25 protein-coding genes and 1 tRNA gene are annotated in these 25,523 nt (G+C 67.8%); 19 read left to right on the top strand and 7 right to left on the bottom strand.

Annotated features, from left to right (window positions below; genetic code table 11):
• On the bottom strand, positions 1-871 hold an 871-nt coding region (gene ssb, locus E1193_RS15325; protein ID WP_243707657.1), incomplete at its 3' end, for a single-stranded DNA-binding protein.
• A 399-nt stretch (positions 872-1,270) separates the two neighbouring features.
• Here ssb and E1193_RS15320 point away from each other — a divergent pair.
• Both E1193_RS15320 and E1193_RS15315 read left to right on the top strand, forming a co-directional pair.
• Positions 1,271-1,687, top strand: a complete 417-nt coding sequence (locus E1193_RS15320; protein ID WP_132183872.1) for an HPF/RaiA family ribosome-associated protein — start codon at positions 1,271-1,273, stop codon at positions 1,685-1,687.
• 176 nt (positions 1,688-1,863) lie between these two features.
• Positions 1,864-2,910 (top strand): alpha/beta hydrolase, encoded by a 1,047-nt coding sequence (locus E1193_RS15315; RefSeq protein WP_207922713.1) that lies wholly within the window; start codon positions 1,864-1,866, stop codon positions 2,908-2,910.
• Between the two features lies 1 nt (position 2,911).
• Here the strand turns inward: E1193_RS15315 and E1193_RS15310 are convergent, their stop codons facing one another.
• Positions 2,912-3,589 (bottom strand): hypothetical protein, encoded by a 678-nt coding sequence (locus E1193_RS15310; protein ID WP_132183871.1) that lies wholly within the window; start codon positions 3,587-3,589, stop codon positions 2,912-2,914.
• A 174-nt stretch (positions 3,590-3,763) separates the two neighbouring features.
• Between E1193_RS15310 and E1193_RS15305 the strand changes: the two genes are divergently transcribed.
• The 4 genes from E1193_RS15305 (at position 3,764) to E1193_RS15290 (ending at position 8,354) form a co-directional block, all read left to right on the top strand.
• A tRNA-Arg gene (locus E1193_RS15305) sits at positions 3,764-3,836 on the top strand.
• A 68-nt stretch (positions 3,837-3,904) separates the two neighbouring features.
• Positions 3,905-5,392, top strand: a complete 1,488-nt coding sequence (locus E1193_RS15300; protein ID WP_132183870.1) for a tyrosine-type recombinase/integrase — start codon at positions 3,905-3,907, stop codon at positions 5,390-5,392.
• A 219-nt stretch (positions 5,393-5,611) separates the two neighbouring features.
• On the top strand, positions 5,612-7,174 hold the full coding sequence (locus E1193_RS15295; protein WP_165945746.1) for an AAA family ATPase: 1,563 nt from the start codon (positions 5,612-5,614) through the stop codon (positions 7,172-7,174).
• A 145-nt stretch (positions 7,175-7,319) separates the two neighbouring features.
• A complete protein-coding gene (locus tag E1193_RS15290) occupies positions 7,320-8,354 on the top strand; it encodes an NAD-dependent epimerase/dehydratase family protein (RefSeq protein WP_132183868.1) in 1,035 nt (344 codons plus the stop codon).
• On the opposite strand, the gene E1193_RS15285 is transcribed toward E1193_RS15290, so the two are convergent.
• Positions 8,334-9,548 carry a hypothetical protein gene (locus E1193_RS15285; RefSeq protein ID WP_243707655.1) on the bottom strand — a complete coding sequence of 405 codons (1,215 nt, stop codon included), beginning with the start codon at positions 9,546-9,548 and terminating at the stop codon, positions 8,334-8,336. The two genes, E1193_RS15290 and E1193_RS15285, sit on opposite strands and share 21 nt — an antisense overlap.
• Before the next feature lie 200 nt (positions 9,549-9,748).
• Between E1193_RS15285 and E1193_RS15280 the strand changes: the two genes are divergently transcribed.
• The 9 genes from E1193_RS15280 (at position 9,749) to E1193_RS15240 (ending at position 18,065) form a co-directional block, all read left to right on the top strand.
• On the top strand, positions 9,749-9,991 hold the full coding sequence (locus E1193_RS15280; RefSeq protein WP_018799286.1) for a helix-turn-helix domain-containing protein: 243 nt from the start codon (positions 9,749-9,751) through the stop codon (positions 9,989-9,991).
• Between the two features lie 349 nt (positions 9,992-10,340).
• Positions 10,341-10,583, top strand: coding sequence for a DUF6284 family protein (locus E1193_RS15275; protein ID WP_018825223.1), 243 nt, complete (start codon positions 10,341-10,343; stop codon positions 10,581-10,583).
• Between the two features lie 74 nt (positions 10,584-10,657).
• Entirely contained in the window at positions 10,658-11,452 is a 795-nt protein-coding gene (locus tag E1193_RS15270) for an ABC transporter permease (protein ID WP_132183867.1), read from the top strand.
• Positions 11,453-11,543: 91 nt separating this feature from the next.
• Positions 11,544-12,008 (top strand): DUF3307 domain-containing protein, encoded by a 465-nt coding sequence (locus E1193_RS15265; protein WP_132183866.1) that lies wholly within the window; start codon positions 11,544-11,546, stop codon positions 12,006-12,008.
• 95 nt (positions 12,009-12,103) lie between these two features.
• On the top strand, positions 12,104-14,281 hold the full coding sequence (locus tag E1193_RS15260; protein ID WP_132183865.1) for a cell division protein FtsK: 2,178 nt from the start codon (positions 12,104-12,106) through the stop codon (positions 14,279-14,281).
• Between the two features lie 146 nt (positions 14,282-14,427).
• Positions 14,428-14,667 carry a hypothetical protein gene (locus E1193_RS15255; RefSeq protein ID WP_132183864.1) on the top strand — a complete coding sequence of 80 codons (240 nt, stop codon included), beginning with the start codon at positions 14,428-14,430 and terminating at the stop codon, positions 14,665-14,667.
• Positions 14,664-14,966, top strand: a complete 303-nt coding sequence (locus E1193_RS15250) for a hypothetical protein (protein ID WP_132183863.1) — start codon at positions 14,664-14,666, stop codon at positions 14,964-14,966. Before E1193_RS15255 ends, E1193_RS15250 begins: the two co-directional genes overlap by 4 nt.
• Before the next feature lie 36 nt (positions 14,967-15,002).
• Positions 15,003-16,958, top strand: a complete 1,956-nt coding sequence (locus E1193_RS15245) for a DUF3987 domain-containing protein (RefSeq protein WP_132183862.1) — start codon at positions 15,003-15,005, stop codon at positions 16,956-16,958.
• A 657-nt stretch (positions 16,959-17,615) separates the two neighbouring features.
• A complete protein-coding gene (locus E1193_RS15240; RefSeq protein WP_132183861.1) occupies positions 17,616-18,065 on the top strand; it encodes a hypothetical protein in 450 nt (149 codons plus the stop codon).
• Between the two features lie 2 nt (positions 18,066-18,067).
• Here E1193_RS15240 and E1193_RS15235 read toward each other — a convergent pair whose 3' ends face one another.
• From E1193_RS15235 to E1193_RS15220, 4 genes are all read right to left on the bottom strand, one after another.
• On the bottom strand, positions 18,068-19,003 hold the full coding sequence (locus E1193_RS15235; protein ID WP_132183860.1) for a hypothetical protein: 936 nt from the start codon (positions 19,001-19,003) through the stop codon (positions 18,068-18,070).
• Positions 19,004-19,363: 360 nt separating this feature from the next.
• Entirely contained in the window at positions 19,364-20,002 is a 639-nt protein-coding gene (locus E1193_RS32500; protein ID WP_207922712.1) for an excalibur calcium-binding domain-containing protein, read from the bottom strand.
• 446 nt (positions 20,003-20,448) lie between these two features.
• A complete protein-coding gene (locus E1193_RS15225; RefSeq protein WP_132183859.1) occupies positions 20,449-20,730 on the bottom strand; it encodes a hypothetical protein in 282 nt (93 codons plus the stop codon).
• Between the two features lie 246 nt (positions 20,731-20,976).
• Complete coding sequence (locus E1193_RS15220; protein ID WP_132183858.1) at positions 20,977-21,486, bottom strand: hypothetical protein; 510 nt, start codon at positions 21,484-21,486, stop codon at positions 20,977-20,979.
• A gap of 850 nt (positions 21,487-22,336) precedes the next feature.
• On the opposite strand from E1193_RS15220, the gene E1193_RS33170 reads away from it, so the two are divergent.
• From E1193_RS33170 to E1193_RS15205, 4 genes are all read left to right on the top strand, one after another.
• The gene (locus E1193_RS33170) at positions 22,337-22,711 is read left to right on the top strand and encodes a hypothetical protein (RefSeq protein WP_243707653.1); all 375 of its coding nucleotides are present in this window, start codon (positions 22,337-22,339) and stop codon (positions 22,709-22,711) included.
• A complete protein-coding gene (locus E1193_RS15215; protein ID WP_243707651.1) occupies positions 22,702-23,850 on the top strand; it encodes a tyrosine-type recombinase/integrase in 1,149 nt (382 codons plus the stop codon). The genes E1193_RS33170 and E1193_RS15215 overlap by 10 nt, the downstream gene beginning before the upstream one ends.
• Before the next feature lie 186 nt (positions 23,851-24,036).
• Positions 24,037-24,264 carry a hypothetical protein gene (locus E1193_RS15210; RefSeq protein WP_132183857.1) on the top strand — a complete coding sequence of 76 codons (228 nt, stop codon included), beginning with the start codon at positions 24,037-24,039 and terminating at the stop codon, positions 24,262-24,264.
• Between the two features lie 678 nt (positions 24,265-24,942).
• A complete protein-coding gene (locus tag E1193_RS15205) occupies positions 24,943-25,275 on the top strand; it encodes a hypothetical protein (RefSeq protein ID WP_132183856.1) in 333 nt (110 codons plus the stop codon).
• Positions 25,276-25,523: the final 248 nt, after the last annotated feature.

Raw genomic sequence — 25,523 nt, 5'->3', positions numbered from 1 at the left:
CCCGACGCCCCCGGCCGGGCGGGGTGACGGAGGTCACTTCCGGTGCCGGGTCCAGCTCGCCGGCACCGCCAACGGCCTCGTCGTCGTCCGCCCCGCCGTCCGGTTCCGGGGCGAGTTCGTCGTCGGCGAAGCGCTCGTCCGCGTCGTCGGCCGGATTCCCGATGCCGACGGCGGACAGGTCCGGTCCGGCCGCCTGCGGAACGCGTCGGGGAAGGTCGCCGGCCGGCAGCCCGGGACCAGCGGCGAACGGGTCGTGACCCCCGCCGGCCCGCTCGCCGCCGCCCGCCTCGTCGCCGCCGGCCAGCTCGTAGTCGTCGCCCGACGGCTCGTGACCGGCCGGCTCGTCGCCGGACCGTGGGGCGGTGAACCCGGAGAACTCGAAGTCCTCCTCAGCCGGCCGGTCGTCCGGCGAGGTCGGAGCCTGCCCGTGCGGCACAGCCTCGGTCGGCGCGCCGTGCACGCGGGCGGCGGCCTCGGCGTCCTCGGCGGTGCTGGTCGCCATGGCTGGCCGGTTGCGCAGGAAGCGGGCCCGCCCCCGGGACAGGTCGTGCCCGACCGCGACCGCCTCCAGCTCGTATAGGGTGCGGTGGTTGCCGGCCTCGTCGGTCCAGTCGCGGGTGTAGAGGCGGCCCGCGACCACCACCGGGTCACCGACCATCACCGAGGCGGCCACCCCCTCGGCCAGCTTGCGCCAGCAGTTGACGCGGACCCGCAGGCTGTTGCCGTCGACCCACCGGCCGCTGTCCTTGTCGAGGCGACGGGCGGTCGAGGCGACCTTGAAGTTGGCGACCAGGGTGTTGCTCTGGGTCGTACGCCGCCACTCGGGTGCCGTCAGGACATTGCCAACAATCGTTACATAGGTGTCAAACATCGTACCCTCCCAGGGGTCCAGGGCCTGCGTCGTGAGTCGACTCGGGGTCCAGCCTGGCCGGGCCGACCCTCCGGGGCTGGGGTCGACGGCCGCGCTGTGGACGACGGGATCCCCTGTGGACGACAACCTGATCAAGGTCCCGGTCTGCTAGGGCCGACGGGCCCCGGGCACGACAACCGGCAGCGCCCAGGATCGGGCCACCGGGTCATGGGAGTGAGAGGGATCCCGGCTGGGTAAGTAGTTGATCAACCAGAGCTGGCCTGGCGGTTCCGACACGGTCAGCACGCCACGTCGATCGGGTGCCCCCGGGTGCCGCCTCACGATGATGAGAAAGGTCAGCACAATGATTCTCGACCCACGTACGACCGGCCCCGTCCGCACCGAGCGGGAGGGGCGGCGATGAGCGCGGTGACGAACCCGGCGACCGTCGCCGAGTGCCTGCGCGTCGGTGCCGGCTTCACCCAGGCCGACCGGGACTGGATCGTGGCGCAGTTCGCGACGCTGGACGCGCGGCTGGCCGCGTTCCACGCCGACGCCACCGCGTTGGAGGTGTCGGTGAAGGACCGGGAGGCACGTGGGCAGAAGGTGACCCTGGAGTGCTGGATCGCCGGCCGGCAGAAGATCGTCACCACCTCCGGCGAGGAGGATCTCCGCGCGGCGCTCAACGACGCCCGTGACGACCTGCGCCGCCGGCTCAACGACGCCAAGACCCGACAGGAGCCCCGCAACAACAAGCACATCCGGGAGATGGGCCAGCCCGGCCCGGACCAGGTGGCCGACACCGACCTCACCCGGGCCGACGCCGAGACCGCCTGACCGGTCCGTCCGCCGGCGGTGCGCGCCGCGACCGTGACGGCGACCTCACACCCTGCCGCGGTGTCCCTGATCGGGGGGACCACGGCAGGGCGCAGAAGGCGCACTGACCGAGGGTCGGCTCTTGTCGCGTCCGGGTAGCCGCGCCGTCGTCGGCCCGCGGGCGTACCGTCGGCTCCGTGGAACAGGATGTGCTGGGGCCGCCGTACGAGCGGCAGACGATCGACCTGGGCGCGGACGACGAGGGCGCGGTGGTCGCCACCCTGGTGCGGCGCCGCGCCGAGCGCCCCACCGGACGGGCCGTGCTCTACGTCCACGGGTACGTCGACTACTTCTTCCAGACCCACGTGGCGGACTTCTTCGCCGCGCGCGGCTGGGACTTCTACGCCCTCGACCTTCGGAAATACGGCCGTAGCCTGTTGCCGCACCAGACCCCGAACTTCTGCCGCGACCTGGCCGACTACTTTCCCGAGCTCGACACCGCCGCGAAGATCATCCGGAATGACGACGGCCACGACACACTGCTGACCATGGGTCACTCCACCGGCGGTCTGATCATCTCGCTCTGGGCGCACGCCCGACGGTCGGCCGGCCTCGTCGACGGCCTGGTCCTCAACAGCCCCTTCTTCGACATCAACGCCCCCTGGCTGGTCCGTCGGCCCCTCGCGGCCGCCGTCGCCCGGCTGGGCCGCCGCGCGCCGCACCGGATCCTGCCCTTCGGCCTGAACACCGTGTACGGCGAGAGCCTGCACGCCGACCACCGTGGCGACTGGACGTACGACCTGAGCTGGAAGCCGCTCGGCGGTTTTCCCGTACGGATCGGCTGGCTGAACGCGATCCGCACCGCCCAGCGGCAGCTGCACGCCGGGCTGGACATCCCGGTGCCGGTGCTGGTGGCCTGCTCGACCCGCAGCTTCAAGGGCACCCGATGGCACGACTCGGCGGCACTGGCCGACGCCGTGCTCGACGTGGAACACATGGTCCGCTGGGCGCCCCGGCTCGGCCGGCACGTCACCCTGGCCCGCTTCGACGGCGGCATACACGACCTGACGCTCTCCGGCTCCGCCGTACGCGAGAGGGTCTTCGCCGAGGTCGGGCGGTGGGCCGAAGCGTTCCTCGGCGCGGGCCCGACGGAAGCCGGGCCCACCACCCCGACCCCGAGGCAGGCCGTGGTGCCGGGCGGCCGGTCACCGGCCGACGAGAGCGAGCCGGCGTCGGCCGGCTGAGTCAGTCCACCGGAGGCAGGTCCGCCACGATCCGGTCGAAGGTGGCCACCGGATGACCTTCCTCGCCGGGCAACACCACGCCCAGGCAGCGCAGCCCCACCTCCCCCGCAGCGTCGGGCCGGAGCGCGAAGACCGGCGCACCGACGTACCCGACCGGCAGCTCACCGGTCAGGCGCAGCCCGTCGTCCGCGCGGACCACCCGCTCGACCGCAACCTCCAGCGGCCGGGACCCGTCGTCGCGGACCCCGAGCGCGAGCACCACGGCCGAGACCTCCTGTGCCCCGATCCGGGCCACGTCATCCGCGCCGGCCGCGACCACGGCCGGCACCGGTTGGGTACGCCAGCGCCAGCCCTCGGCCGCCGCCCGCTCGTGCAGTCCGCCGGTGGGCAACGTCGCAACCCCGACCGCCGGCCGGTGCACCCACCACCTGGCCGGCAGGCGCAACACGTCGCCGGCCACCCCGGCCGGCTCGGTCACGCTCGGCCGCAACCCGACCTCCACGGTTTCCGCATGAGTCAGGACGTCGGCGGTGAGCAGGAACTCCCCAGCCGCATGCCGGAAGAAGAACGCGGTGCCGGCCGGGCCGTCCCCGCCCGGGCGCAGCGGCAGGATCGCCCGCCCGAGGAGCTGGCACAGCTCGTAGGCGACCTCGTTCTCAGCGTCCCGTTCCAGCAGCACGGAACCGAGGGTACGGGCGGAGGCCCACCACGCCTGCGCCCGGTGTACCCTCCGCGGGCAGCCGGGAACAGGCGTGTCCGTAACGGCGGCTCGCCGCTGGTCGCCGCCACGGCCCCCCGTTTCCTCGCGGGCTCGCAGCGCGGCGGTACCCTCTTGGCGCGACATCCACATAGCGCGCCCGTAGCTCAGCGGATAGAGCAGGGGACTTCTAATCCCAAGGCCGCAGGTTCGAATCCTGCCGGGCGCACAGGACTTTCTTCCGTTCGAACCAGCCGCGTGGGGCTACACGTGGTGCGAACGAGCTAGGTTTGCCGCGTGGCGACTTCGAACGGACGTCGAAAGCGGCAACGAGGCGAGATCGAAACCCTGCCCAGCGGGTCACTGAGAGTAAAGGTGTATGCGGGCGAGGATCCGATCAGTGGCAAGCGGCACTACCTGACCGAGGTCATCCCCGCCGGCCGCACCGCTGCCAAGGACGCGGAGAAGGCGCGCACCCGGTTGCTGGCCCAGGTGGACGAGCGGCGCAACCCGCGCACCCGCGCCACGCTCGACCAGCTCCTAGACCGATGGCTTGAGGTGGCCGACATCGAGGCCACCACCCGCATGGGCTACGTCAACAAGCTGAACAAGCACGTCCGGCCCGTGCTGGGCAAGCTGCCGGTCGGCCGGCTCGACGCCGAGACGTTGGAGTCGTTCTACGCGAGCCTGCGCCGCTGCCGGGACTGGTGCGGCGGCAAGGCGTACGTGAAGCACCGCGTGGAGGGCGAGCACACCTGCACGACGAAGTGCCGGCCGCACGTTTGCAAGCCGCTCAGCGCGTCGTCTGTGCGGCAAATCCACTGGATCCTCAGTGGTGCCCTCAGCCGGGCGGTCCGGTGGCGGTGGATCGCCGTCAACCCCGCCGGGCAGGCTGAACCACCCGCGCCGCCGCACCCCGACCCGCAGCCACCGAACCCGGCCGACTCGGCCCGAATCATCAACGAGGCGTGGCGCGACCCAGACTGGGGCGCGCTGCTCTGGCTCGCCATGACCACCGGCGCCCGACGGGGTGAGCTGTGCGCGCTGCGCTGGCACCATCTCGACCTGGCCGCCGGCGTGCTGACCCTGCGACGCAGTGCCTACCTCGATGAGCATGGTGAACTGCAAGAGAAGGACACCAAGACGCACCAGCAGCGGCGGGTGGCGCTCGACTCGGAGACGGTTGAGGTGCTGCGCGAGCTGCACAGCCAGTACCTCGACCGCCTGGCACAGCTCGACGCAGAGGCCGATCCTGCCGACTACGTCTTCTCCCCCGAGCCGGACAACAGCCGTGGCTACCGGCCCGACACCATCACCCAGCGGTACGGCCGGCTCGCCGCCCGGCTCGGCATCACCAGCCACATCCACGCCCTGCGCCACTACTCGGCAACTGAGCTGATCAATGCGGGTGTCGACGTACGGACCGTCGCTGGCCGGCTCGGCCACGGTGGCGGGGGGACTACGACGCTGAGGGTCTATGCCGCCTGGCTCTCGGAGTCAGACCAGCGGGCGGCTGGCACGCTGGCCGCTCGGATGCCACCGCGCCCGGCCACGCCTACGCAACGCACGGTGGAGAGCAGCCCATACCAGAGAATCGCCGTTGAGCTGCGCGAGCAGATTGCGACCGGCAGGCTGCAGCCCGGCGATCAGCTCCCTGCGGTTGCCGAGCTGGCGGCGGCGCATGGCGTCTCAGTCGGCACCGCTCACCGGGCGGTGGTCCTCCTGACAGCAGAGGGGTTGGTAAGCGTTACCCGAGGTCGCCGAGCGACCGTCGCGTGTGCATGAGCTGCAAACTCTGATGAGTTGAGGACTGGTGGAGAGGCCCTCGGCAAGCAGAGCACGCGACCTCCGTCGAACCGCCGCCTTTGCGGTAGCCGAAAGGATGCTACTCATGCCCGGTGGCATCCGGTTAAGACCGCTATCGGGTGTTTTGGCCGTGACGCTGCGGCCTCGTGGAACGCCTTTAACTTTCCTGCATGGACCGTGATTGCTACCGTTCGCTCCGTGAGCGAGCGCGCGAGGTTGCTTCGGGTCGGGCAGGTGTTCGTGGCGGGAGGTCTCCCGACCGTGACGTACAACCCTCGGTCTCAGCTTCGATTGGAACAGCAGGTCGAGGACTACCTTGACGAGCGGCACCGCATCCTCTCGGTCTCCGGGCCAACTAAAACCGGGAAGACGGTACTCGTAAAGAACGTGCTAATGAACGCCGACGCCATCTGGACATCTGGTGGGGCTGTTCGCTCGGCGGCTGACCTTTGGGATGCCGTGGCTGATGAGTTGGGCATTCAGTCCAGCTCCGAGTTCAGTTGGCAGAGCACCGACACCGAGTCTCGCACCACGACCGGCGAGATTGGTGTGCCGTCTGTCGGCAAGGTGAACAGAGCCGGCCAGGAGATGCTTTCTTTCGCGACAGTGGACAAGGTCGCGCGAAACCGCCACATGGAAACGGCTGCCCGTAAGGGATTGCGGACAGCAATGCGGCCTCTCGTAATTGATGACTTCCACTACATTCCAACAGAACAGCAACTAGCCATCGTCCGCTCCCTGAAAGATCTTGTTTTTGATGGGGTTCCCGTAATCGTAATAGCGGTACCGCATCGCGCTTACGATGTCGTGCGGGTTGAAAAAGAGATGACCGGACGTGTCCAGCAAATGGAAATCGGGTTCTGGTCTAACGATGAGCTACTCGGCATTGCGGAAAAGGGGTTCGACGCCCTCAATCTAATCGATGAAAGTGGCGTGATCTCACAGCGACTCGCAGAGGAAAGTTTCGCAAGCCCGCACCTGATGCAGGATTTCTGTCTCAATATTGTGAAGGAGAACGGCCTGCGACAGAGGCAGGACCAACCAGTAAGATTGGTTGAGCCCTACTGGCGCGGCTTCTTCGAAGAGCGCTCATCCGCCGCTTCAAAGACGGCTTTCGACATGCTGGCGCGAGGCCCTCGACAGCGGACGGACCGAAAGCCCAGAACCCTAAAGAACGGCTTGATAGTCGACATCTACGGCGCGGTTCTTATGGCGATCGGCTACACAGGACCACTAACAAGCATTACCTATGAGTCCTTGCGTCTGGCTATGCGCGAGATTGTCAAGGAGGACCCGCCGCGCGGCCAAGAGATTGCACGGGTCCTAGACGAGATGTCGAAGATTGCCCGCGAGCAACTGGAGGGCGAGCCGGTTGTCGACTACGACTCCGAGTTAACTACGCTGCACATCTCTGACCCCTACTTCGCATTCTTCCTCCGCTGGAAAGCGCAGGAAGAGTTGGCGAAGCGAGCAGAGAACATCAACCACGCTTTCGCGGGCAAGTCGTTAGAGAATTTAGACGGCATTAACATTGGCGTTGCGGCACCAGCCGACAGGCAAGCAGAGTTGGCGATAACCCTACTCTGGGATACCCTGCAACAACACTCGAATAAATGGCTGGTCTCTGTTGACGAATCGGTACGCGAGCGTTTGCCAAGCCTGTACCCGTCGGCTGACGCTCACCAGAACGACACCGAGGATGCCAAGCAAAAAGAGCAGCCTATGCCTACAGATGAGCCTGGCTCTGAGTCGAAGCCGTAGGGCGATGCTTGGCTGGTGGGATTTCCTCGTCGGGCAGTCGTAGACCGTCCAGCCTCGCCGGGCGGGCGCGGCCCGCTTGCGGGCCGCCTTGACCCAGGCGCGAGGCCGATTCGGCAGTTGATCGCGAAATCGGCATGATGTGCCTATGCGCTTGCTAGTGCTCGGCGGAACCTGGTTCGTGGGCCACGCGATCGTCACGGCCGCCATCGATTCTGGTTGGGAAGTCACCACGTTCAACCGGGGCACGTCCGAGCCCTTCCTAGAGGCTGTGCGGCCCCTCCAGGGTGATCGAACCCATCCGGAGGACGTCGCGGCCCTCGCCGCTGCCGGCCTTTGGGATGCCGTGGTCGACACCTCGGGGTACGTACCGAGGAACACCCTCGACGTGGCTCGTGCGCTCGCTCCCGTCGCCGGTCGCTACGTCTTCATGTCGACGGTCAGCGTCTACCGGGACTGGCCGCTGAAACCGCTCAGCGAGCGGTCCGAGGTGCTCTACTGCCCGCCGGACGCCGGCCCGGACTACGGCACCGACACCGAGGACGGACCGACGCAGTACGGCTACCAGAAGTCCGGCTGCGAGGCAGCAGCCGCCGCAGCCTTCGGAACGGATCGGACCACGATCCTGCGCCCCGGTGTCGTGCTCGGCCCGCGTGAGTACGTCGGCCGCCTGCCGTGGTGGCTGCGCCGCGTGGCTGCCGGTAGGCAAGTCCTAGCCCCCGGCTCCCCCGACCGCACGATTCAGCCGGTCGACGTGCGCGACCTGGCCGCGTTCGCACTTCACACCATCACCGAAGATTCCTCTGGCGCGTTCAACGTCTGCGCCCCGGTGGGCGGCGCCACCTTCGGCGGGCTACTGGCGGACTGCGCTCACGCCACCCAGGCCGACGTCTCTTTCGACTGGGTGCCCGATGAGGTCTTGCTCAACCAAGGCGTCCGGCAGTGGTCCGAGCTTCCCCTCTGGCGCACGTTCGACGGCGTGTGGCGCGTCGAAACGGCCAGAGCGCAGGCTGCTGGCCTCCGTTGTCGGCCGCTCTCACTGACCGTCCGCGACACCTGGCGATGGATGGTGGAGACCGGCGAGGTCAGCCGCCACGACCGGGCCGTCGAGATCGGCATTAGCCCGGAGAGGGAAGCGCAGGTGCTGGCTGCCTGGCGGCAGTCAGGCCAGCGGGCGAGCTGAGGTTTCCGACAGCCAGACGGAGATGCGCTCGGCGAGCTGGCGCGCGTCCGCGTCGCGGTCCCACGGCGGCTGGCTCAGCATGCGCTCGATCCGCGACAGCCGGCCAGTCAGCGAGACATTGCGCTTCTGCGGCGGCAGGTCCAAGACGGTACGAAGTGCTTCGGCCGCGCCGTCCTTGTCTCGCATGTGGAGGTGAGCAGCGGCTACGTCGATCTGCGTCCCGTTGATCTGCGAATATGGACGCCTGGGCGACGGCAGCGCCTCGTACACCTGCAACGCTTCTCGGGCGTACCTTGCGGCCTGCTCGCCGTTGCGGAGGTCGAGCCATGCCGCTGCCGCACATGCTGCCGCCCGCGCGTCGCCGAATGCGAACTCCCCACCGGTAACGGTGGCAAGTTCGTCGGGCCGGTCCGCCGCCGCTTCTCTGTCTCGCTGCGCCGCCTCCAAGACGGCCGCGACGGAATCGGAGTCCGCGAGCAGCGCGTGAGAGCGGGCAGCGACGTAGCGAAGCCTCAGTCTCGGCTCGCCCTCCGGTGCCGTTCGCATGGCGCGAGCGAAGTAGCTCAGGGCGGAATCAGGTTCGTTGCGCCAGTTGGCGAGAGTCATTTGCAGGCCGTAGGTCCATGCCTTCAATGACGCGTGTCCGGCCAGGTCGGCGTACTGCGTCGATGCCCTGGCCAGCGCCGCCGACTCGTTCCAGTGCCCGAGATCGAATGCGGTGGAGGCCATCAGAGAAGCGCTCTGGCCGATGATCACGTAGAGGTCGGCAAGCTCGACGGGCCGACGGGTGCGCTCGACCAAAGCCCTTGCCTCGTCCCGCAACCGGCGGGCACTGCTGAACACGTCGAAGGCCGCCATTCCTCCCGACCGGGCGAGCAGCGTCACGTCTTCCTGCAAGGACTCGATAGAGTCGTTCGGCAGCGCAAGGCTCATCAGCAGGGAATCGTTGGCAATCGAGTCAGCAGCAGCGCTCACTGCATCAACAACACTGCCGCCGCTGCCAGAATTTCCCCCCGGATGCGCTCCGCTGAGCGTTTCGAAGAACCGGGAGCGAACCGAATCCGACACACGGTCCAAGGCGGCGTTAAGCACGTCTTGGTTGGCGTTCCCGGGAATGGTGTCGGGCCGACTGTGCCAGTACGCGACCGTCCTTGTCGCGATGCCGAGCCAACCGGCAAATCCTTCGTTCGTCATTCCGGCGGCAGCTTGAAGCGAACAGGCAAGGCTCCCTGTCCACCGATCTACCGTCGCCACCGTGGTCTCCCGAGCTTGCAAGTTGCAGCGGATTGCCGAGCGTTGCACTGGTTTTGCATGGGCGCTCCGCTTCTTTTCGACTTCACTGGGTCTCAGCAAGCCGAACGGAACGCCAAGCACAGACTACTGAGGAGACTCCCGTGGCTGAACCCCTCGCCGCCAAGAACGACCGCCCTCGGTTTCGGTCGGTCGCGGACACCGCAACGATTCTCGGCATGTCGGAGGTGACCCTCTACCGGGCGATCCACGCCGGCCAGTTTCCCGCCATCAAGGTCCGTGGCCGCTTCGTGATCCCGGCACGCGCTATCGACGAGATGGAGGCGTCCGCGCTGGCGTACGGCCTGGTGGACGCCAGCAACTACGCGTTGCGGCCCGCCGGTTGACCGCTACCGGGTTGCCCGCTTCGGCCCCGGCGGCGCAGGCGGGACGCTGTGCTCCCGAGCGAGCTTCCGAACGTAGGCACCGCTGAACGGCGACAGCCGCTCGACCTCAGCCGGACCAACGCCATCACGGAGCGCCGCAACCACCGCCGCAACCACCGCTTCGCGTGCCGCTTCGTGAGCAGCTTCGGTACGCCGATACCGCTTCGTAGCTGCTGACAGCTCATCTCGCACATCACTCATCGGACCAACATACCGCTACCCTCTTGCGCAACAGACCCGCGTATCGCTACCTTGTTGCGCAACAGAGGCGCACATCGAAGAGCGCCAGATCAGCCAGAAGGGACACGAAGTGACCGAGTCGAACCACTCCCCCGACGTCGAACCGAACGCCGCTGAACTCTCCGAGATCGAGCAGGAGTTGCCGCTGATTGAGGCTGAGGTTCTGTTGCTCGACGCGCAGATCGTCGTACTGACCAGCGACGCCGGCCCGACCGAGTTGGACTGGCAGCGGCTTCGTCGGGCGCAGCGCCGGGTGCTGCGTGAGGCGCGTGCCCTGCTCGCCGTTCGCTCGGCCGACGGCCGGGCCGCGTAGGCGGACCTGGTGAACCTGCAACAAGCCCTGTTCTCGCTCATCTACGGCACTGACGTATCGGAGGGACACCTGTCATGACCGCCCCCACGCTGTCGGCCTTCCCCCGGCCGGTCGAAGACCTGATCCCAGCCGCCCGCGACCTTGCCGACCAGCTCGGCGAGATCCCGTCGCGCAACCGCATCAAGAAGGAGCTGCGGGTGGGTGGTCCGAAGGCTGACGCGATCCTCGCCGCGCTGACCCGCACCGACGCTTCACGGACCACCGCCGAGCCCACCACCGACCCGGTCGACAGCGTCCCGGACCCGACCGCTGACCCGGTTCCGGCACCGGACCTGCCGCCGGCCAGCGACAACACCCCGCCGGTCGTGTCGGAGCAGGCAGCACCCGTCGCAGACCTGGGCACCAACATCACGACCGAGGCGATTCCGGCCGACTCGACGGGCAACCGGCGGGCGGTGGTGTGGCCGGTGGTACTGCTGGCACTGCCCGCGTTCGTGGCGATCTGGTCCGGGTGGGTCGGGCTCGGCGGACTCACCGGGTTCGGGGTGGTCCACCCGTTGCCGGGTATCTGGGACAGCTTCTCCATCAACTCGGCGATCACCCTGCCGATCGGCGTGGAGACGTACGGCGCGTACGCGCTCTACGTGTGGCTGTCCGGCCGGGTGCCGGACCGGGCCCGCCGCTTCGCCAAGTGGTCCGCCATCGCCTCGCTGCTTGTCGGCGCGCTCGGCCAGGTCGCCTACCACCTCTTGGAGGCAGCCGGGGTCACCTCGGCTCCGTGGTGGATCACCACCGCCGTCGCGTGCCTCCCGGTGGCAGTCCTCGGCATGGGCGCCGCCCTCGCACACCTCGTCCGCACGCACGACTAGTTCCGCCCGGCGGCGCGGCCACCTGGCTACCAACCTGCGCCGCGCCGCCGGCCCTCCACCCCTCAGCCAACGACCTCGGGAGAGACCACCCATGTTCGCAGATCCCACCGGCCGCCACGCCGCCGCGTTCGCTGCCGTGTTCGTCGCCCTCTACGTCGCCCACCAGGTCGCCGATCACTGGGTGCAGACGCAGCACCAGGCCGACTGCAAGGGGCAGCCCGGCTGGACCGGCCGCATCGCCTGCGCCGCCCACGTCGCCACCTACACCGCCACCGCCGGCCTGGCGCTGGTGTTCCTGATCGCTGGTACCGGCCTGCGGCTCGACCCGTGGGGTGTGGCGGTCGGGCTGACCATCTCGGCGGTCACCCACTACATCGCCGATCGGCGTACCCCGCTCCAACGCATCGCCGCTGCCCTCGGCTCGGCCCGCTTCTACGCCCTGGGTGCTCCCCGGCCCGGACGCGACGACAACCCGAGCTTGGGCACCGGGGCCTACGCCCTCGACCAGTCCTGGCACATCGGCTGGCTGTTCATCGCTGCCCTGTTCGCCGCCTGATCCCCTGCTCGGCGGCGCGGCCACCTGGCTACCAACCTGCGCTGCGCCGCCGACCCTTACCCACCGCCACAACCTCAGATGGAGGAACACTCATCATGACGTCCCCCCACGATGACGACCGTTTCGACTGGCGGGCTGCCGAGCGCGACCTGACCGAGGATGCCCCCGACACCAACGTGGTCGACCTGGACGCCGCCCGCACCGCCCGCAGCAACACCGACTCTGACGACAGTGGGCCGGTGCTGGTCGACTCGCCGGCCGCGCAGCGGTCCCCGCGGTTCACCCTCGACGGTGTGCGTGCCGGTCAGCGTCGCCCGATCCTGCCGGCCTGGCTGCGCTCGCGCGCCGAGCTGCGCGACACGATGCGGTGGGCGGTGGGGCATCTCCTGCACACCACCGCCTACCACCTGACCCGCCTGCCCAAGTACGCCGGGAAGCTGGCGTTCCGTGCTCCGGCCGGGGCGTGGCGGATGCTGTCCGGCGCTGTCCGGTGGCTGTTCGACTGGGAAGGCGAGCCGGTCCGGCAGGCCACCGTGCGGCGGGAGAGCGCCGAGGACTACCTCAAGCTGTCCCGGCAGCGTGACCGCCGGGTGCGGTGGCGCGGCATCGTCGCCACCTTCACCCTGGCGGTCGCCCTGGCCGGGGGCGTGGCGGTCGCTCTCGCGCCGGAGTGGGCGCGGTGGGCGGTGCTGGCGCTGCTGGTGACGCTGTGCGGCATGGTCGGTCAGCCGGCCGACAAGCCGCTGCTCGACACCGCCGTGGTCGTCCCGAGGGTCGCCCGGCTCACCTCCGATGTGGTGGTGCGCGCCCTGGCCGTGCTCGGCATCGCCGGCATCACCCAGGCCATCGCCAAGCAGGGCAACCGCGCCATCGCATTTACTGCCCCGATCACCCGCGACGGGCCGGGGTGGCGGGCCGACATCGACCTGCCCCCGGGCGTGACGGCCGGGGACGTGATCGAGCGCCGGGACCGGCTCGCCGCCGGCCTCACCCGGCCCCTCGGCTGTGTGTGGCCGGAAGGGCAGCCGGAGGTGCACCCTGGGCGGCTGCTGCTGTGGGTGGGCGATCAGGACATGGCCGCCGCGAAGCCGGCTGCCTGGCCGCTGCTCAAGGCAGCGGGCGGGTTCGACCTGGCCCGGCCGGTGCCGTTCGGCACCGATCCACGCGGCCGGGTCATCTCCTTCGAACTGCCGTACACGAACCTGCTGATCGGGTCGATTCCCGGCTACGGCAAGACCGCCGCCACCCAAGTGCCGATGCTGGCCGCCGCGCTGGACCCGTACGCGGAGTTGTGGTGCTTCGACTTCAAGGGCACCGGCGGCTTGGACCCGTTGGAGAAGGTGTCGGCGCGGTATGCGTCGGGGCAGGACGACGACACCGCCGAAGAGGGCTTGTTGGCGTTGCGGGAGCTGCGCAAGGAGTGCCAGCGCCGTGCCGCCGTCATCAAGGGCCTGCCCAAGGCGGTGTGCCCGGACAACAAGGTCACCCCGGAACTGGCCCGACGCAAGAAGCTCGGCCTTCACTGGCTGGTGGTGGCCCTGGACGAGGTGCAGGAGCTGTTCTCGCATCCGGAGTTCGGCAAGGAAGCCGGCGAGTTGGCCGAGAAGGTCATCAAGCTCGGCCGCGCCCTGGGCGTGATCCTCGTGGTGGCTACTCAGCGGCCGGACGCCAAGAGCCTGCCCACCGGAGTGTCGGCGAACGCGGGTACGCGGTTCTGCCTGCGGGTCATGGGCCAGATCGAGAACGACATGATCCTTGGCACGTCGGCGTACAAGAACGGCATCCGGGCGACCATGTTCGCCAAGAAGGACAAGGGCGTCGGCTACCTCGTCGGCGCGGCCGACGACGCCCAGATCGTGCGCACCTTCTACGTCGACGGACCGACCGCCGAGAAGATCACCGACCGGGCACGCGCCCTGCGGGAAGCCGCCGGGACACTGACCGGCCACGCCATCGGGCAGACCCCGGCCACCCCGGCGACCCGCCGAGACACCCTGCTCGACGACATCCTCACCGTCGTCCCGGCCACTGAGGGCAAGGTGTGGGCCGAGACGCTTACCGACCGGCTCGCCGAGCTGAACCCCGCCGCCTACGGCGACCTGACCCGCGATCAGCTCACGGCCGCGCTCAAGCCGTACGGGATCACCACGGGGCAGGTGTGGGGCACCGACCCGGCCACCGGCAAGGGTGCCAACCGGCGCGGCATCGAGCGGCAGCACATTACGGAAGCGGTCGCGGAGCGTAACAAGCGGCGCGGAGACAAAGCCGCCTAACCCGGACAGCGTGTGGTTGCTAGGTCTAGCGGCACCCCCGCTAGACCTAGCACCCCCGCTAGCAACCCATCTGATCCCTGGCCAGCGCCCTAGTTCCTAGCGGCGTCGGCCCTCTGCACCCCCAAACCGGCTTGTGGAGGCATTCCGTGACCACCATCGCCCTGCTCGCTAGCCTCACCACCCTCGGTTACGCAGCGTGGTACCTGATTCTCTGCGTGGCGTCCCCGTGGGGGCGCTGCCGCCGCTGCCGGGGCCGCCGCTACCACCGCACGGCCATCGGCACCCGCCGCGACTGCCGCCGCTGCGATGGCACCGGCCGCCGCGTCCGCATTGGTCGCCGCCTGGCCGAGTACGTCCGCACCGAGTACCGGGCAGGCCAGCAGTGACCGCCCGCGCCAGCCGGACCGGTCACACCGACTTCTGCGCCCGCGACCACCGCTGCAACCTCAACGAACACCGCTCGGCAGAGATCGTGGTCGACCTGCCCGGCCACGCCCGTGCCGTCCTCGTCCGGGTGCGGGCCAGCGACGGCCGCGAGCACGCGGAGATCCGCGTACGGGTCGCCCTGGCCGACGTCGACCCGGCCGCGCGCCGCCAGCTCGGCACCCTGCTTGCCGGCCTGCGCGACCTGGTGACCCGCGCCGCCGCGGTTCGCCGGCCGCGCCCCGGCCGCGCCGCCGCCTGACTTGCCTTCCCCGACTCACGACAGGAGCACGTCATCGTGACCCGACCGCCCGCGCATGACCACGCCGCCGAGCAGGCCGTGATCGGCGCTGCGCTGCTCAACCCGTCCGTCATCGCCGACCTCGCCTCGACGCTCACCCCGGCGGACTTCCACCGGCCCGCGCACGGACGGTTGTGGGAAACGCTCTGCGCGATGCACGCCGCCAGCGAACCCGTCGACCCGATCGCCCTGGCCGCCCGCCTCGCCGCAACCGGCGACCTAGCCAAGGTCGGCGGCGCCCCATACCTACACACCCTGATCGCCGCCGTGCCCACCACGGCGAACGCGGGCCACTACGCGCGGATCGTCGCCGACCACGCCCGCCGCCGCCAGGTCGCCGACCTCGGCGCCTACTTCGCCGAGAAAGCCGACCAGGGCGCCGACGTCACCGACATCCTCGCCACCGGCCGGGCCATGCTCGACAACGCCGCCACCGGCACCCAATGGGCACCGCTGATCCCGCTCGGCGACCGCCGACACCTCCCCGAATTCCCCGCCTACGTGCTGCCCGACTGGGTCGCCGAGCACGTCTACGCCGTCGCCGAGTTCACCCAAACCCCCGTCGACCTCGCCGGCTGCATCGCCCTCGCCGCACTCTCCACCGCCGCCGGAGGCCGCGCCGAAGTAGAGGTACGCGGTTCCTGGCGCGAACCCACAAACCTGTTCACCGTCGTCGTCCTCCCGCCCGGCTCCCGCAAGTCAGCCGTCTTCGCCGCGATGACCGGGCCGCTATTCGCCGCGGAGAAGGCCCTTGTCGAGCGCACCAAACCGGCGATCGTGGAAGCCGAACTCGCCGCGCGCGTCGCCGGTAAGACGGCGGAGAAAGCCGCCATTGCCGCCGCGAACGCCGATGCATCCGGCCGAGACACGCTGCTCGCTGAGGCGACCGCCGCCGCGATGAACGCTGACGCCGTAACGGTGCCTGTCCTGCCGCAGCTGGTCGCCGACGACGTCACCAGCGAGGAAGCCGCCTCACTGCTCGCCGAACAGGGCGGACGCCTCGCCGTCCTCTCCCCCGAAGGCGGAATCTTCGCCACCATCGCCGGCCGCTACTCCGGCATTCCCAACCTCGAAGTGTTCCTCAAGGGCCACGCCGGAGACATGCTGCGCGTCAACCGCCGCTCCCGCGCCCCCGAACACGTCGAACACCCCGCCCTCACCCTCGGCCTGGCAGTGCAACCCGACGTGCTGCGCGACATCGCCGACATGCCCGGCTTCCGAGGCAAAGGGCTGCTGGCTCGAATTCTGTTCAGCCTGCCCGAGAACACCGTCGGTCGTCGGAAGATCGGTGCCGACCCGGTACCCGAACCCATCGCGACCGCCTACGCCGCCAACCTCGGTGCCCTGGTCGCCAGCCTCGCCGAATGGACCGACCCGGCCGTGCTCCCGCTCACCCCGGAAGCCAACGAACGGGTGTTGGACATCGAACGGGCCGTTGAACCACGCCTTGCCCCCGGCGGGGCGTGGGGACACGTCGTGGACTGGGGCAGTAAGTACACCGGCGCCGTGGTCCGCCTCGCCGGACTGATCCACCTCGCCGAACACCTGCGCGACGGCTGGGGCAAACCCGTCACAGCCGAGACCATCGAGCGAGCCGCGCTGCTCGGCGAGTACTTCGCCGCCCACGCCCTGGCCGCGTTCGACGACATGGGCACCGACAAGACCACCCGCTACGCCCGACACGTACTCGCCTGGATCGAACGCACCGGCTCCACCACCTTCACCAAGAAGGAGCTGTACCGGGCCGTCCGCAGCCAAATCCCCACCGCCGCCGACCTCGACCCCGTCCTGTCACTGCTGGAAATCCACGGATACCTGCGCCAACTCGACCCACCAGCCCGCACCGGCGCCGGACGGCCACCGTCACCCGCGTTCCTCGTCCACCCAGACGTACACCAGACCACCGGTACCATCCACGCCCTACCCGCAACGACAGGCCGCAGACCCGCGTAAGCCACTGGTCTAAATGGCCGCAATGGCAGAAACCCCGCGCGTTCGGGGTTTCTGCCATTCTCACCATTTAGACCAGCGCGCCGCTGTCACCTCGCACCTGTCCGCTGCCGTCAGCGGCGACCGCTCCCGTCGTCTCGGTGATCCCGGCAGACGAAGGACGGCAGGGCTAGGTCGGGCGGTTCCCCTTGCGGCTGTCCCGCAGCCAGGCAACGGCACTGCCCGCTGCGACCAGCGCGCAGGCTCCGAAGGTCACGGGCACCCACCACGGCCCGTCCGGGTCCAACGCCGAAGCAACCGTCAGCCATAGGCAGAGAAGAGCGAGCATTGACCAGGCGATCGGAAACCACGGCTTACCTCGCTGAGCTGCCAACACGAACCCCTCACCTGGGCTGAGACTCCGACAACGATCCGCGTCAGTCTATGGGTTGCCTGGCACGACATCAGCTTGGGAAGCGGGTTGAATCACGCACCGGCCAGTCGTGTCGGCTGCTAGTCGAGCACAGGCGTAACGTGGCCAAGGTCGTGAACGGACCTCTACTGACCGATGCTGACCGGTCCGTCGGGCACGGATCGGGCACGGGACGGCCTCACGCGCGGCCGTAGCCAGTTCAGAGCCGCCGTGACAGCGATGGTTCTTCAGGGCAGTACGGTCAGCGCGTGAAGCCCTTCATCAAGTGGAGCACGACCAAGATCGGAAACGAGATTCATGGCGGGGAAGTGCCTATCTTCCCGGACGTTCTACCCGGCTGGCGGTTAGAACGAGAGTGGCGCGCGACGGTGCGTGCCTTTGCGGACCAGTGGGTGTCCTTGCGGACGGCAAACGGCGAGTTCTTCCGTGAGTACCCGGCGACGATGAATGGTTGCGGCAACCATCGTTTTCGCCTCCGCTGGCGAAGTATCAGCGGGGGGCCCGTCCGGTTCGCCTGTGGGACCGTTGGGAGCGACATCGGTACGATCGTTGAGCACGAGTTACCCGAGCCGGTAGCACAGGGATGGGCACAACTCCACGGCTGCGGATGGCCACTGTGGCGGTACATGGTGCAGAGGGACGGGAGCAACCTCGGCGATATCACCGTCGAGGTCCAGCACTGGGAAGCCGCAGTGTAGCCCTATTCGATGGAGATGCCGGCCTTCTTCATGAGCTCTTTGGCGTACCCCGTCAGCACCAACCCCAAGGCACTGTTGCCGGCGCCCACGATGGTGTCCGCGGTCCGCATGAGCATGGTCTTGACGACGTGCTTGTCCGGATCGCTCTGCTGCAACTCGCCTTCGATGATTTCCGCGTTGCGCTGTACGGCCGCTGCCTGTTCGTTCGAGAGACCGAGGACAGGCAGCGCCTCTGCGATGGCGCGAAGCAGGACACCGAGTTCATCGCTGGCGATACCCGTTGTCGTTGCGGTCTGAGTGACGTGCGCGCTGGCCCAAGACACGTTGCTGCCAGACACAGGCCCGTGGAAGTGGGTGACGTTCGTCGGCTGCTCCTTCGTCCGGTTCAGGTACTCGGCCACGTCGGCTCCTATCTCGACACACTCCTGACCTCTTCGGGTGAGCTGGGCCGTCAACGGTCCGTCAAACTCTGCAACGTAGGACCCGGCGACAAGCAGCCCTTCGCCATGGAGGTGGTCGGCCACGCGTCGGAACAGTTGCGCTGGGAGTTGACCGCCTTCGAACACCGCATAGTCAGTGGACTCGATTTGGTCTATCTGAGACCAGGACTCACCGTACGGGTCTTGCTCGTACAGCCAACGCAGAAGCCCGTTTGCCGCAGCCGCTCTGCGCAGCGCCGGATTTTCTCTCCGAGCGCGCCGCGCTTCCACTTCGGCTCGGCCTCCATCGGTGATAAACGCCGATGTGCCAGCGAAGCCCATGGTCTCCGCGAGCCTGATGAGCCCGTCCTTGTCCAAGGCGCGGAGCGTTCCGCGCCACAGGTTCTCCGTCAGCTCGTCGGGCTCTTGCCCGAGAAAGTCAACGATGCCTGCTACGTCGCCCGGATAGTCATATAGCCAGTCCAGAAGCTTTACGCGACGCGCCTGACTGCCAGTCAAGACCGATCTCCTTTGACCGCAAGGTTCGAGGACGCCCTTCAGGCAGGTGCGGGCGCAGTCATGAGACTAGCGGCCCTCGGGTTGGCGTGACACTGCGGAAATTGTCGCTGCCGGGACACCCAGACCCCACCCAGGCACACGTCCCGGCCTTACAGAATCCGGCGTACAGGTCGACTCGTCCGTCGCCTACCAGGTCAGCCGCCGTCACATGGCGGCTGACCTGCTGTTTCTTTGGCCGCTACTGGTCGCCGTTGGTCATTCTTGGTCGGCGTTTGCCGGCCTGGCGGCGGCCCAGACGGCCCGGGGACGGCCCAGTGAAGCAGTAGCTGCCCCTCCGGTCGGGGGCCCTCGCGTCGGGTGTCATTCGCATGCGATCCCGTCGCCGTCTCGGTCCAACTTGCGTGAGTAGCCTGGCTCGCCTTTGCGGATGGGAGCCGCGCCGGCGGCTCGCACTGCCGAGCAGTTCGCGTAGTAGACATCGCCGTCTGGCGCGGGCCCGGTGTCGCCGTTGCCGCCGTCCGGCTCGCAGGCTTCGCCGTCGCCGTCCCGATCCAGAGCAGGTCGGAATCCGGGGTCTCCCTCGTACAACGGGTCCTTTCCGGCAGCGCGCACGGCGTCGCAGTTGCGGTAGTAGGGCTCCTTCGGCTGCGGTGCCGCTGTGGTCGGCTTCGGCTTCGGCGCTGCGATCGTCCTGGACGGCTCAGCCACGATGCTGGGAGAAGCGCTGACGGCCGCCAAGGGGTTGGCGGTCGGTACTACGGCGGTTGACGAGGGTGACAGGCTTGGTGATGCGTTGGCCTCAGGCTCCTCGTCTCCGACGAGAGCACCTAGACCCGCAAAGCCGCAGCAAGCCAGCAAAACCCCGCCAACGACGATGGCGGCGATACCTCCGGCTCCCAGTTTCTTCGCAGGGGTCATCGGATCGTTCGGTACAGGCACCGTGATGAACGGGTTGGGCTGCTGAGTAGCCCACGGGTCCTGGGGCGGAACACTGGCCATGATGCGGAGTCTTCACAGGCGGTGTCCCGATCCATACCCGCTGATGGGTTGATCTCCTGTCGGCAAGCCGACTTCTTACGTGTGCGACCCCTCGCTTGTAAGTTCTGGGCGCTCTGTCCGGCACCGTCCGCGCACGTCTCTGACGTCGGGCGTTGATCCGTCGTCGGCTGGCTTCGGCTCGCCCTGTTCCGCCCTGTTGCTGTCACCGTTGCTGTCGACAGCAACAGGGCTGACTGCTTCGGTGTGAAAGAACCTCAAGGGCAGCGGGACCAGCGCCGACAAAGGCGGCGAGCTGTAGAGACAGTCCACCGGCGTCCGTACTTGTCCGGCCGGGTACTTGCCGGTCGTCACCCGGTTAGTCACCCAGCAGCCCGGATGATGACGACTCGTGATGGCGGCGTTGCGCACGTGGCAGTGCAGCGCGAAGAGACGGCCCGCGTGAGTGGCTAGCGGAAACGGGGGCTGAAAGCGTCGCGCCATAGCATGACGCCGAGATCGGCCTGCGACAGTTTCCACTCGAAATACGCCATATAGCGCACTGGCGACACGCAGATGAAGCTCAGGACGATGACCGATGGCCAGATCGGCCATAGGCGGTCAAAATCGATAAAAGCCAGGGGCAAGCTCACCATCGCTGATCTCAAGTACCACACGGCGAGGCGATAGGGCAGCGTCGTTCGGGCGTGCTGGGTCACGACACCGTGGTCGCTCGTCTCCGGCTCAGACACGGCAGCAGGGTAGCGCCGGGGCGCCAACTTCGACGGTCCTCGGAGGTGTGCACGCTCAGCTTGGGAATCGGGTTGATCTATACAGATCGTAGTTACATGACGGAGGATGTCGCGACTCAGCGCTACTTCTGGCCATGTCACAGGTTTCTGAGGCCCGGTGTTGACCCTTGTGTCGGGCACAACTCGGGCACGAGGCAAGGAAGTACGTCGCGTCACCCGAACACACAGTCACCACGAAGCTGATAATCAATTTCCGAGAGGCCGGTAAGTATGTAAGTCGGGGTCAGGATCTCCCGCAATTCCGAGGTCCTTACGCATCGACTCACGAAGGGCTGCATTAGCAGCCCACAAGTTGTTTCGCGCCTCGATGTACCGATCGCTCGAAACATCGGGATCCAAACTCAAGGCTTCGCACACACCCTCCAACTTCTGAGCAGCTGCAACCACTTCATGCATGAGTTGCCGCGAGCCAATCAGGGAGATGCTTTGACGCAGCCGCCAAACTCCTGATGCATCTGTGGCCGCAAGTAGTGCGTGACGCCTCTCAACGTCAGAAAGCTCGCCACGAAACACAACCGACCGCATCTCGGAATGGGCTTTGCTGAGAGCAGCGAGAAAGTCGACGTAAACCTGTTGACGCGCTTGCAGCCACTGATTTTTGTCCTCACGCCGCCAACGAAGGTGATCGGCCAGAAACACTGAAATAAGCCCTACAACGGCACCTACGATTGTGCCCACGATAGTCGACCATTCCATTCGCTCACGATACGTGGCCAGTGCAAGTAGGCACTGTCTACCGTCGACCCGCCCGTCTGGGAGCGGACCGTCGCCCTGGCACGTCACGTCAAGCGGACCTTGACGCCCCGGGGTGGCCGGCGACGAGTCGGGGCCGGGGTTGGCGGCGCGCACCTTGTAAGGGCAGGCCATCGGCCTGCCCACGACTCCTGCCCGAGGGTCGCAGAGGCTCCGAGGTCAAGGGCGGCCCGCAGGGCCGTCGCTTGCGACGCGTAGCGCCCTTGAGCTTTGAGGGGCGGCCCGGCACACTCGCGCCGCCAACCCCGGCCCCGACGGCCGCGACTCGCCGCGCGGACCCGGCGTGCCCTTCCCTGCGCCGCGTCGCTCGGGCGCGGCGCGGCCGGCTGCCGGCGACGGACCGCCTCCACTTCCACACCCGTCCCGTCTGCGGCGGCCCTCCGGGCTCTCCGCTCTCCGCGCCAGCCGCCGGGCGTCCGGCGTGACGGCCGCAGAGCGACAGCGGCAGCGGCCGGCGCGCGCCCAGGCGGCGGCGCGTGCGGCCCGTTGCGGGCCGCCTTGATCGATGTACAGAAAGGCTGAACGGGGCTTCTGGGTGACGCCCTGGGGCGGGATTACAGAGAGTCAACGTTCCTCGGGGCGCCTCCGGCCCATTACTCAGCTCGGCCGTGGAGCTATTCGTGGTGCGAAATGCGGGCCACCAGAGAAGCCAGGGACAGCCGACACAAGGGTTCATGCAGCCAGTGAAGCTAGGGAAGCCAGGGAGCGGAACACGAATACCACTTCTAATCCCAAGGCCGCAGGTTCGAATCCTGCCGGGCGCACAGGTACTTCTCTCATCCGGCCGGCTCGCGTGGAGCTATTCGTGGAGCCATCGCGCTACTGTCGGCGCCGTGGCAGGCGTGAAGCGGCAACGCGGCGAAATCATGAAGCTCCCAGCGGGTCACTCCGAGTAAGGGTCTATGCGGGCGTCGACCCGCTCACCGGCAAGCGGCACTACCTCACCGAGACCATCCCGGCGGGTCGGACCGCCAAGTGTGAGGCGGAGAAGGTTCGCACCCGCTTTCTCAACGAGGTTGACGAGAAGCGCAGCCCACGTACGCGAGCGACACTGCACCAACTGCTCGACAAGTGGTTGGATGTCGCCGACATCGAGCCGACCACCCGCATGGGCTACGTGAACAAGCTCAACAAGCACGTCCGTCCGGTGCTCGGCAGGTGGCGCTGACCCGGCTCGACGCCGAGACGTTGGAGTCGTTCTACGCGAACCTGCACCGCTGCCGCGACTGGTGCGGCGGCAAGGCAAACGTGAAGCACCGCCTGGAGGGCGAGCACACCTGCACGGCGAGATGCCGGCCCCACGTCTGCAAGCCGCTCAGCGCCTCGTCTGTGCGGCAAATCCACTGGATCCTCAGTGGTGCCTTCAGTCGCGCCGTCCGGTGGCGCTGGATCGCCGTCAACCCCGCCGGGCAGGCCGAGCCACCTGCGCCGCCCCATCCTGACCCGCATCCACCGAACCCTGCCGACGCCGCGCGCATCATCAACGAGGCGTGGCGTGACCCGGACTGGGGCGCGCTGGTCTGGCTCGCCATGACCACCGGCGCCCGGCGCGGGGAACTGTGCGCGCTGCGCTGGCACCATCTCGACCTGTCCGCCGGCGTGCTGACGCTGCGGCGCAGCACCTACCTCGATGAGCATGGCGAGCTGCAAGAGAAGGACACCAAGACACACCAGCAACGACGGGTGGCGCTCGACCCGGAGACGATAGAAGTGCTGCGCGAGTTGCACGGCCGGTACCTCGACCGCCTGGCGCAGCTCGACGCAGACGCCGACCCCGCCGACTACATCTTCTCCCCCGAGCCAGACAACAGCCGTGGCTACCGGCCCGACACCATCACCCAGCGATACAGCCGACTCGCCACCCGGCTCGGCATCGACAGCCACATCCACGCCCTGCGCCACTACTCGGCGACCGAGCTGATCTACGCGGGTGTCGATGTGCGAACGGTCGCCGGCCGGCTTGGCCACGGTGGCGGTGGAACAACGACACTCAGGGTGTACGCCGCCTGGCTGTCGGAGTCTGACCAGCGGGCCGCCGGCACCCTCGCCGCCCGGATGCCGCCGCGCCCGGTCGCGCCCACGCAGCGCAGCGTGGAGAGCAGCCCATACCAAACGATTGCCGCGGAGCTGCGCGACCAGATCGCCAACGGCCGACTGCGGCCCGGCGACCAGCTCCCCACCGTCGCCGACCTGGCTGCGACGCATGGCCTCTCGATCGGTACCGCCCACCGCGCTGTAGCCCTCCTGACATCAAAGGGCTTGGTGAACGTTGCCCGAGGTCGCCGAGCGACCGTCGCAGGCGCATGAGCGAACAACTGCCGTGACTTGCGCATTACGAGATCAAAATGAGACCCCGCCGACCTGCGCACAAGGGGCTATAGCAGCGGAAACGCCTCCTCGACGTCTCACACCACTCCCCCGCTGTCCGTCGACCTCTTGCGGACTGGATGCGGACTGCCGCGTTTCTGATCGGTCGTGATCCAATACGCGGCCATGGGGTTGGATGAGTGCCTGACCGAGCTGCTGGTCCAGCTCGGGGATCACGGCCTGGTCGCCATCGTCAAGATGGACGGCGAACGCGAACGGGGCCGCTGGACGGTGCTGGCGTCGGGCAAGCCGCTGGACGGGAAACTCGTGCGGTGGGACGGCGACAACTTGGACGCCGGGCTATCGCGGGTGGTCGCCGAGCTTCAGGAGCGGGTTCCGGGACTGCTCAACTGAGTTACGGCCTAGGGCGTACCGCCACACGGTTTAGGAAGGCGACAGCGACAGTGTGACCACTGTAGCCGTGACCTGGGCGGGCCGGCTGCTCCCCCGGCTCCGCGTGCCAAGATCATTGCACGCACTCTGCACGAGGCGCTGCGGACGCCCGAGGACGGCCGGAGGCCGCCCGCAGGGCAGGCCGCAAGCGCGGACTCAAGACTGCTGTCGGCCAGCGTCGGTCACTGCCGCTGGCCTGCTCGCCGTGTCGCCTCCCGTCGGCCCCGGACCACGCCTGTCGGCCAGCTTGGCTGTACGGATGGCTGCGCAGCCAAGCCCTCGGTAGAGCAGCGGATTAAGAGTGCTCGCTCTCGGGCGCGATCAACTGGCCTGGCCTGGCCGCGTCTCGGCCGGGGGCCCACATTGCCCGCCGTGCTCATCTTGCGGCCCGTTGGGGTCGCGCTGGGGTCGATCCCCTCGACTCCTACCCGGATCGTAGCCTTGGCCTTGTGTAGATCAAGGACTGTCAACCAGCGCCCACTGCCGCTGGCTTGCTCGCTGTGTCACCCTGTTGTGGCCTCTGGCCCGCTCTGTCTGCGAGCTTGGCTCTACATTTGGTGGGCATGCAGCTGAATCGATGGCAGGGCATGACCAAAATGAGGGTTCCGAAACTTAAGTCATGGCCTGTACGATGCGGCCATGACCGGGAAATGGGAATACGCCTACCTGGAATGCGGCAGCCATACAGAGTACGAGATTGACGGGGAATGGATTGAACAATCTGTGGCTGTAGCAGAAAGAAGGCTTCCAGAGTATGGCACTCCACCCATGCGCCTCGTTGCTGTTGAGAAGTTCCGCACCCAAGAAGGCGTCGAGGAGTGGGGTAGGCGCGTGCTGGATCAGAGAGTGAAACTGGAATCCCCGGTTGAGTTTCAACACTTCAACCGGGCCGGGAAGGCCGGATGGCGCCTACTCGAGTTCGCCGATTCCAACCAACGCGGTATTTACGTTTTTGAGCGTATGGCCAACTGAGGTTGGGCCACAGAAGCGGCATATTGCCGCCCGAGCAAGCGCGAGTATAATTGATTGCTGTCATCCCGTCTGCCGCCGACCCACACTCCGTGGAGCGGGCCAGGGCCAGGGTGACAAGATGGAGCGCCCTACTGGACGACCTTGTCGCCCTGGCCTGCTCGGCTTGCCTGGGTCAATGGTGGGCGGGATGACAGTTCCCCAACGACCCACCCACCGCAACCGTTCGGCAACTCCATCCTGGAGTCGTC

The organism is Micromonospora sp. KC606 (assembly GCF_004348675.1).
Lineage (GTDB): Bacteria > Actinomycetota > Actinomycetes > Mycobacteriales > Micromonosporaceae > Micromonospora.
The sequence above is the reverse complement of the archived record's forward strand: the minus strand, read 5'-3'. Positions and strand labels throughout refer to the sequence as shown.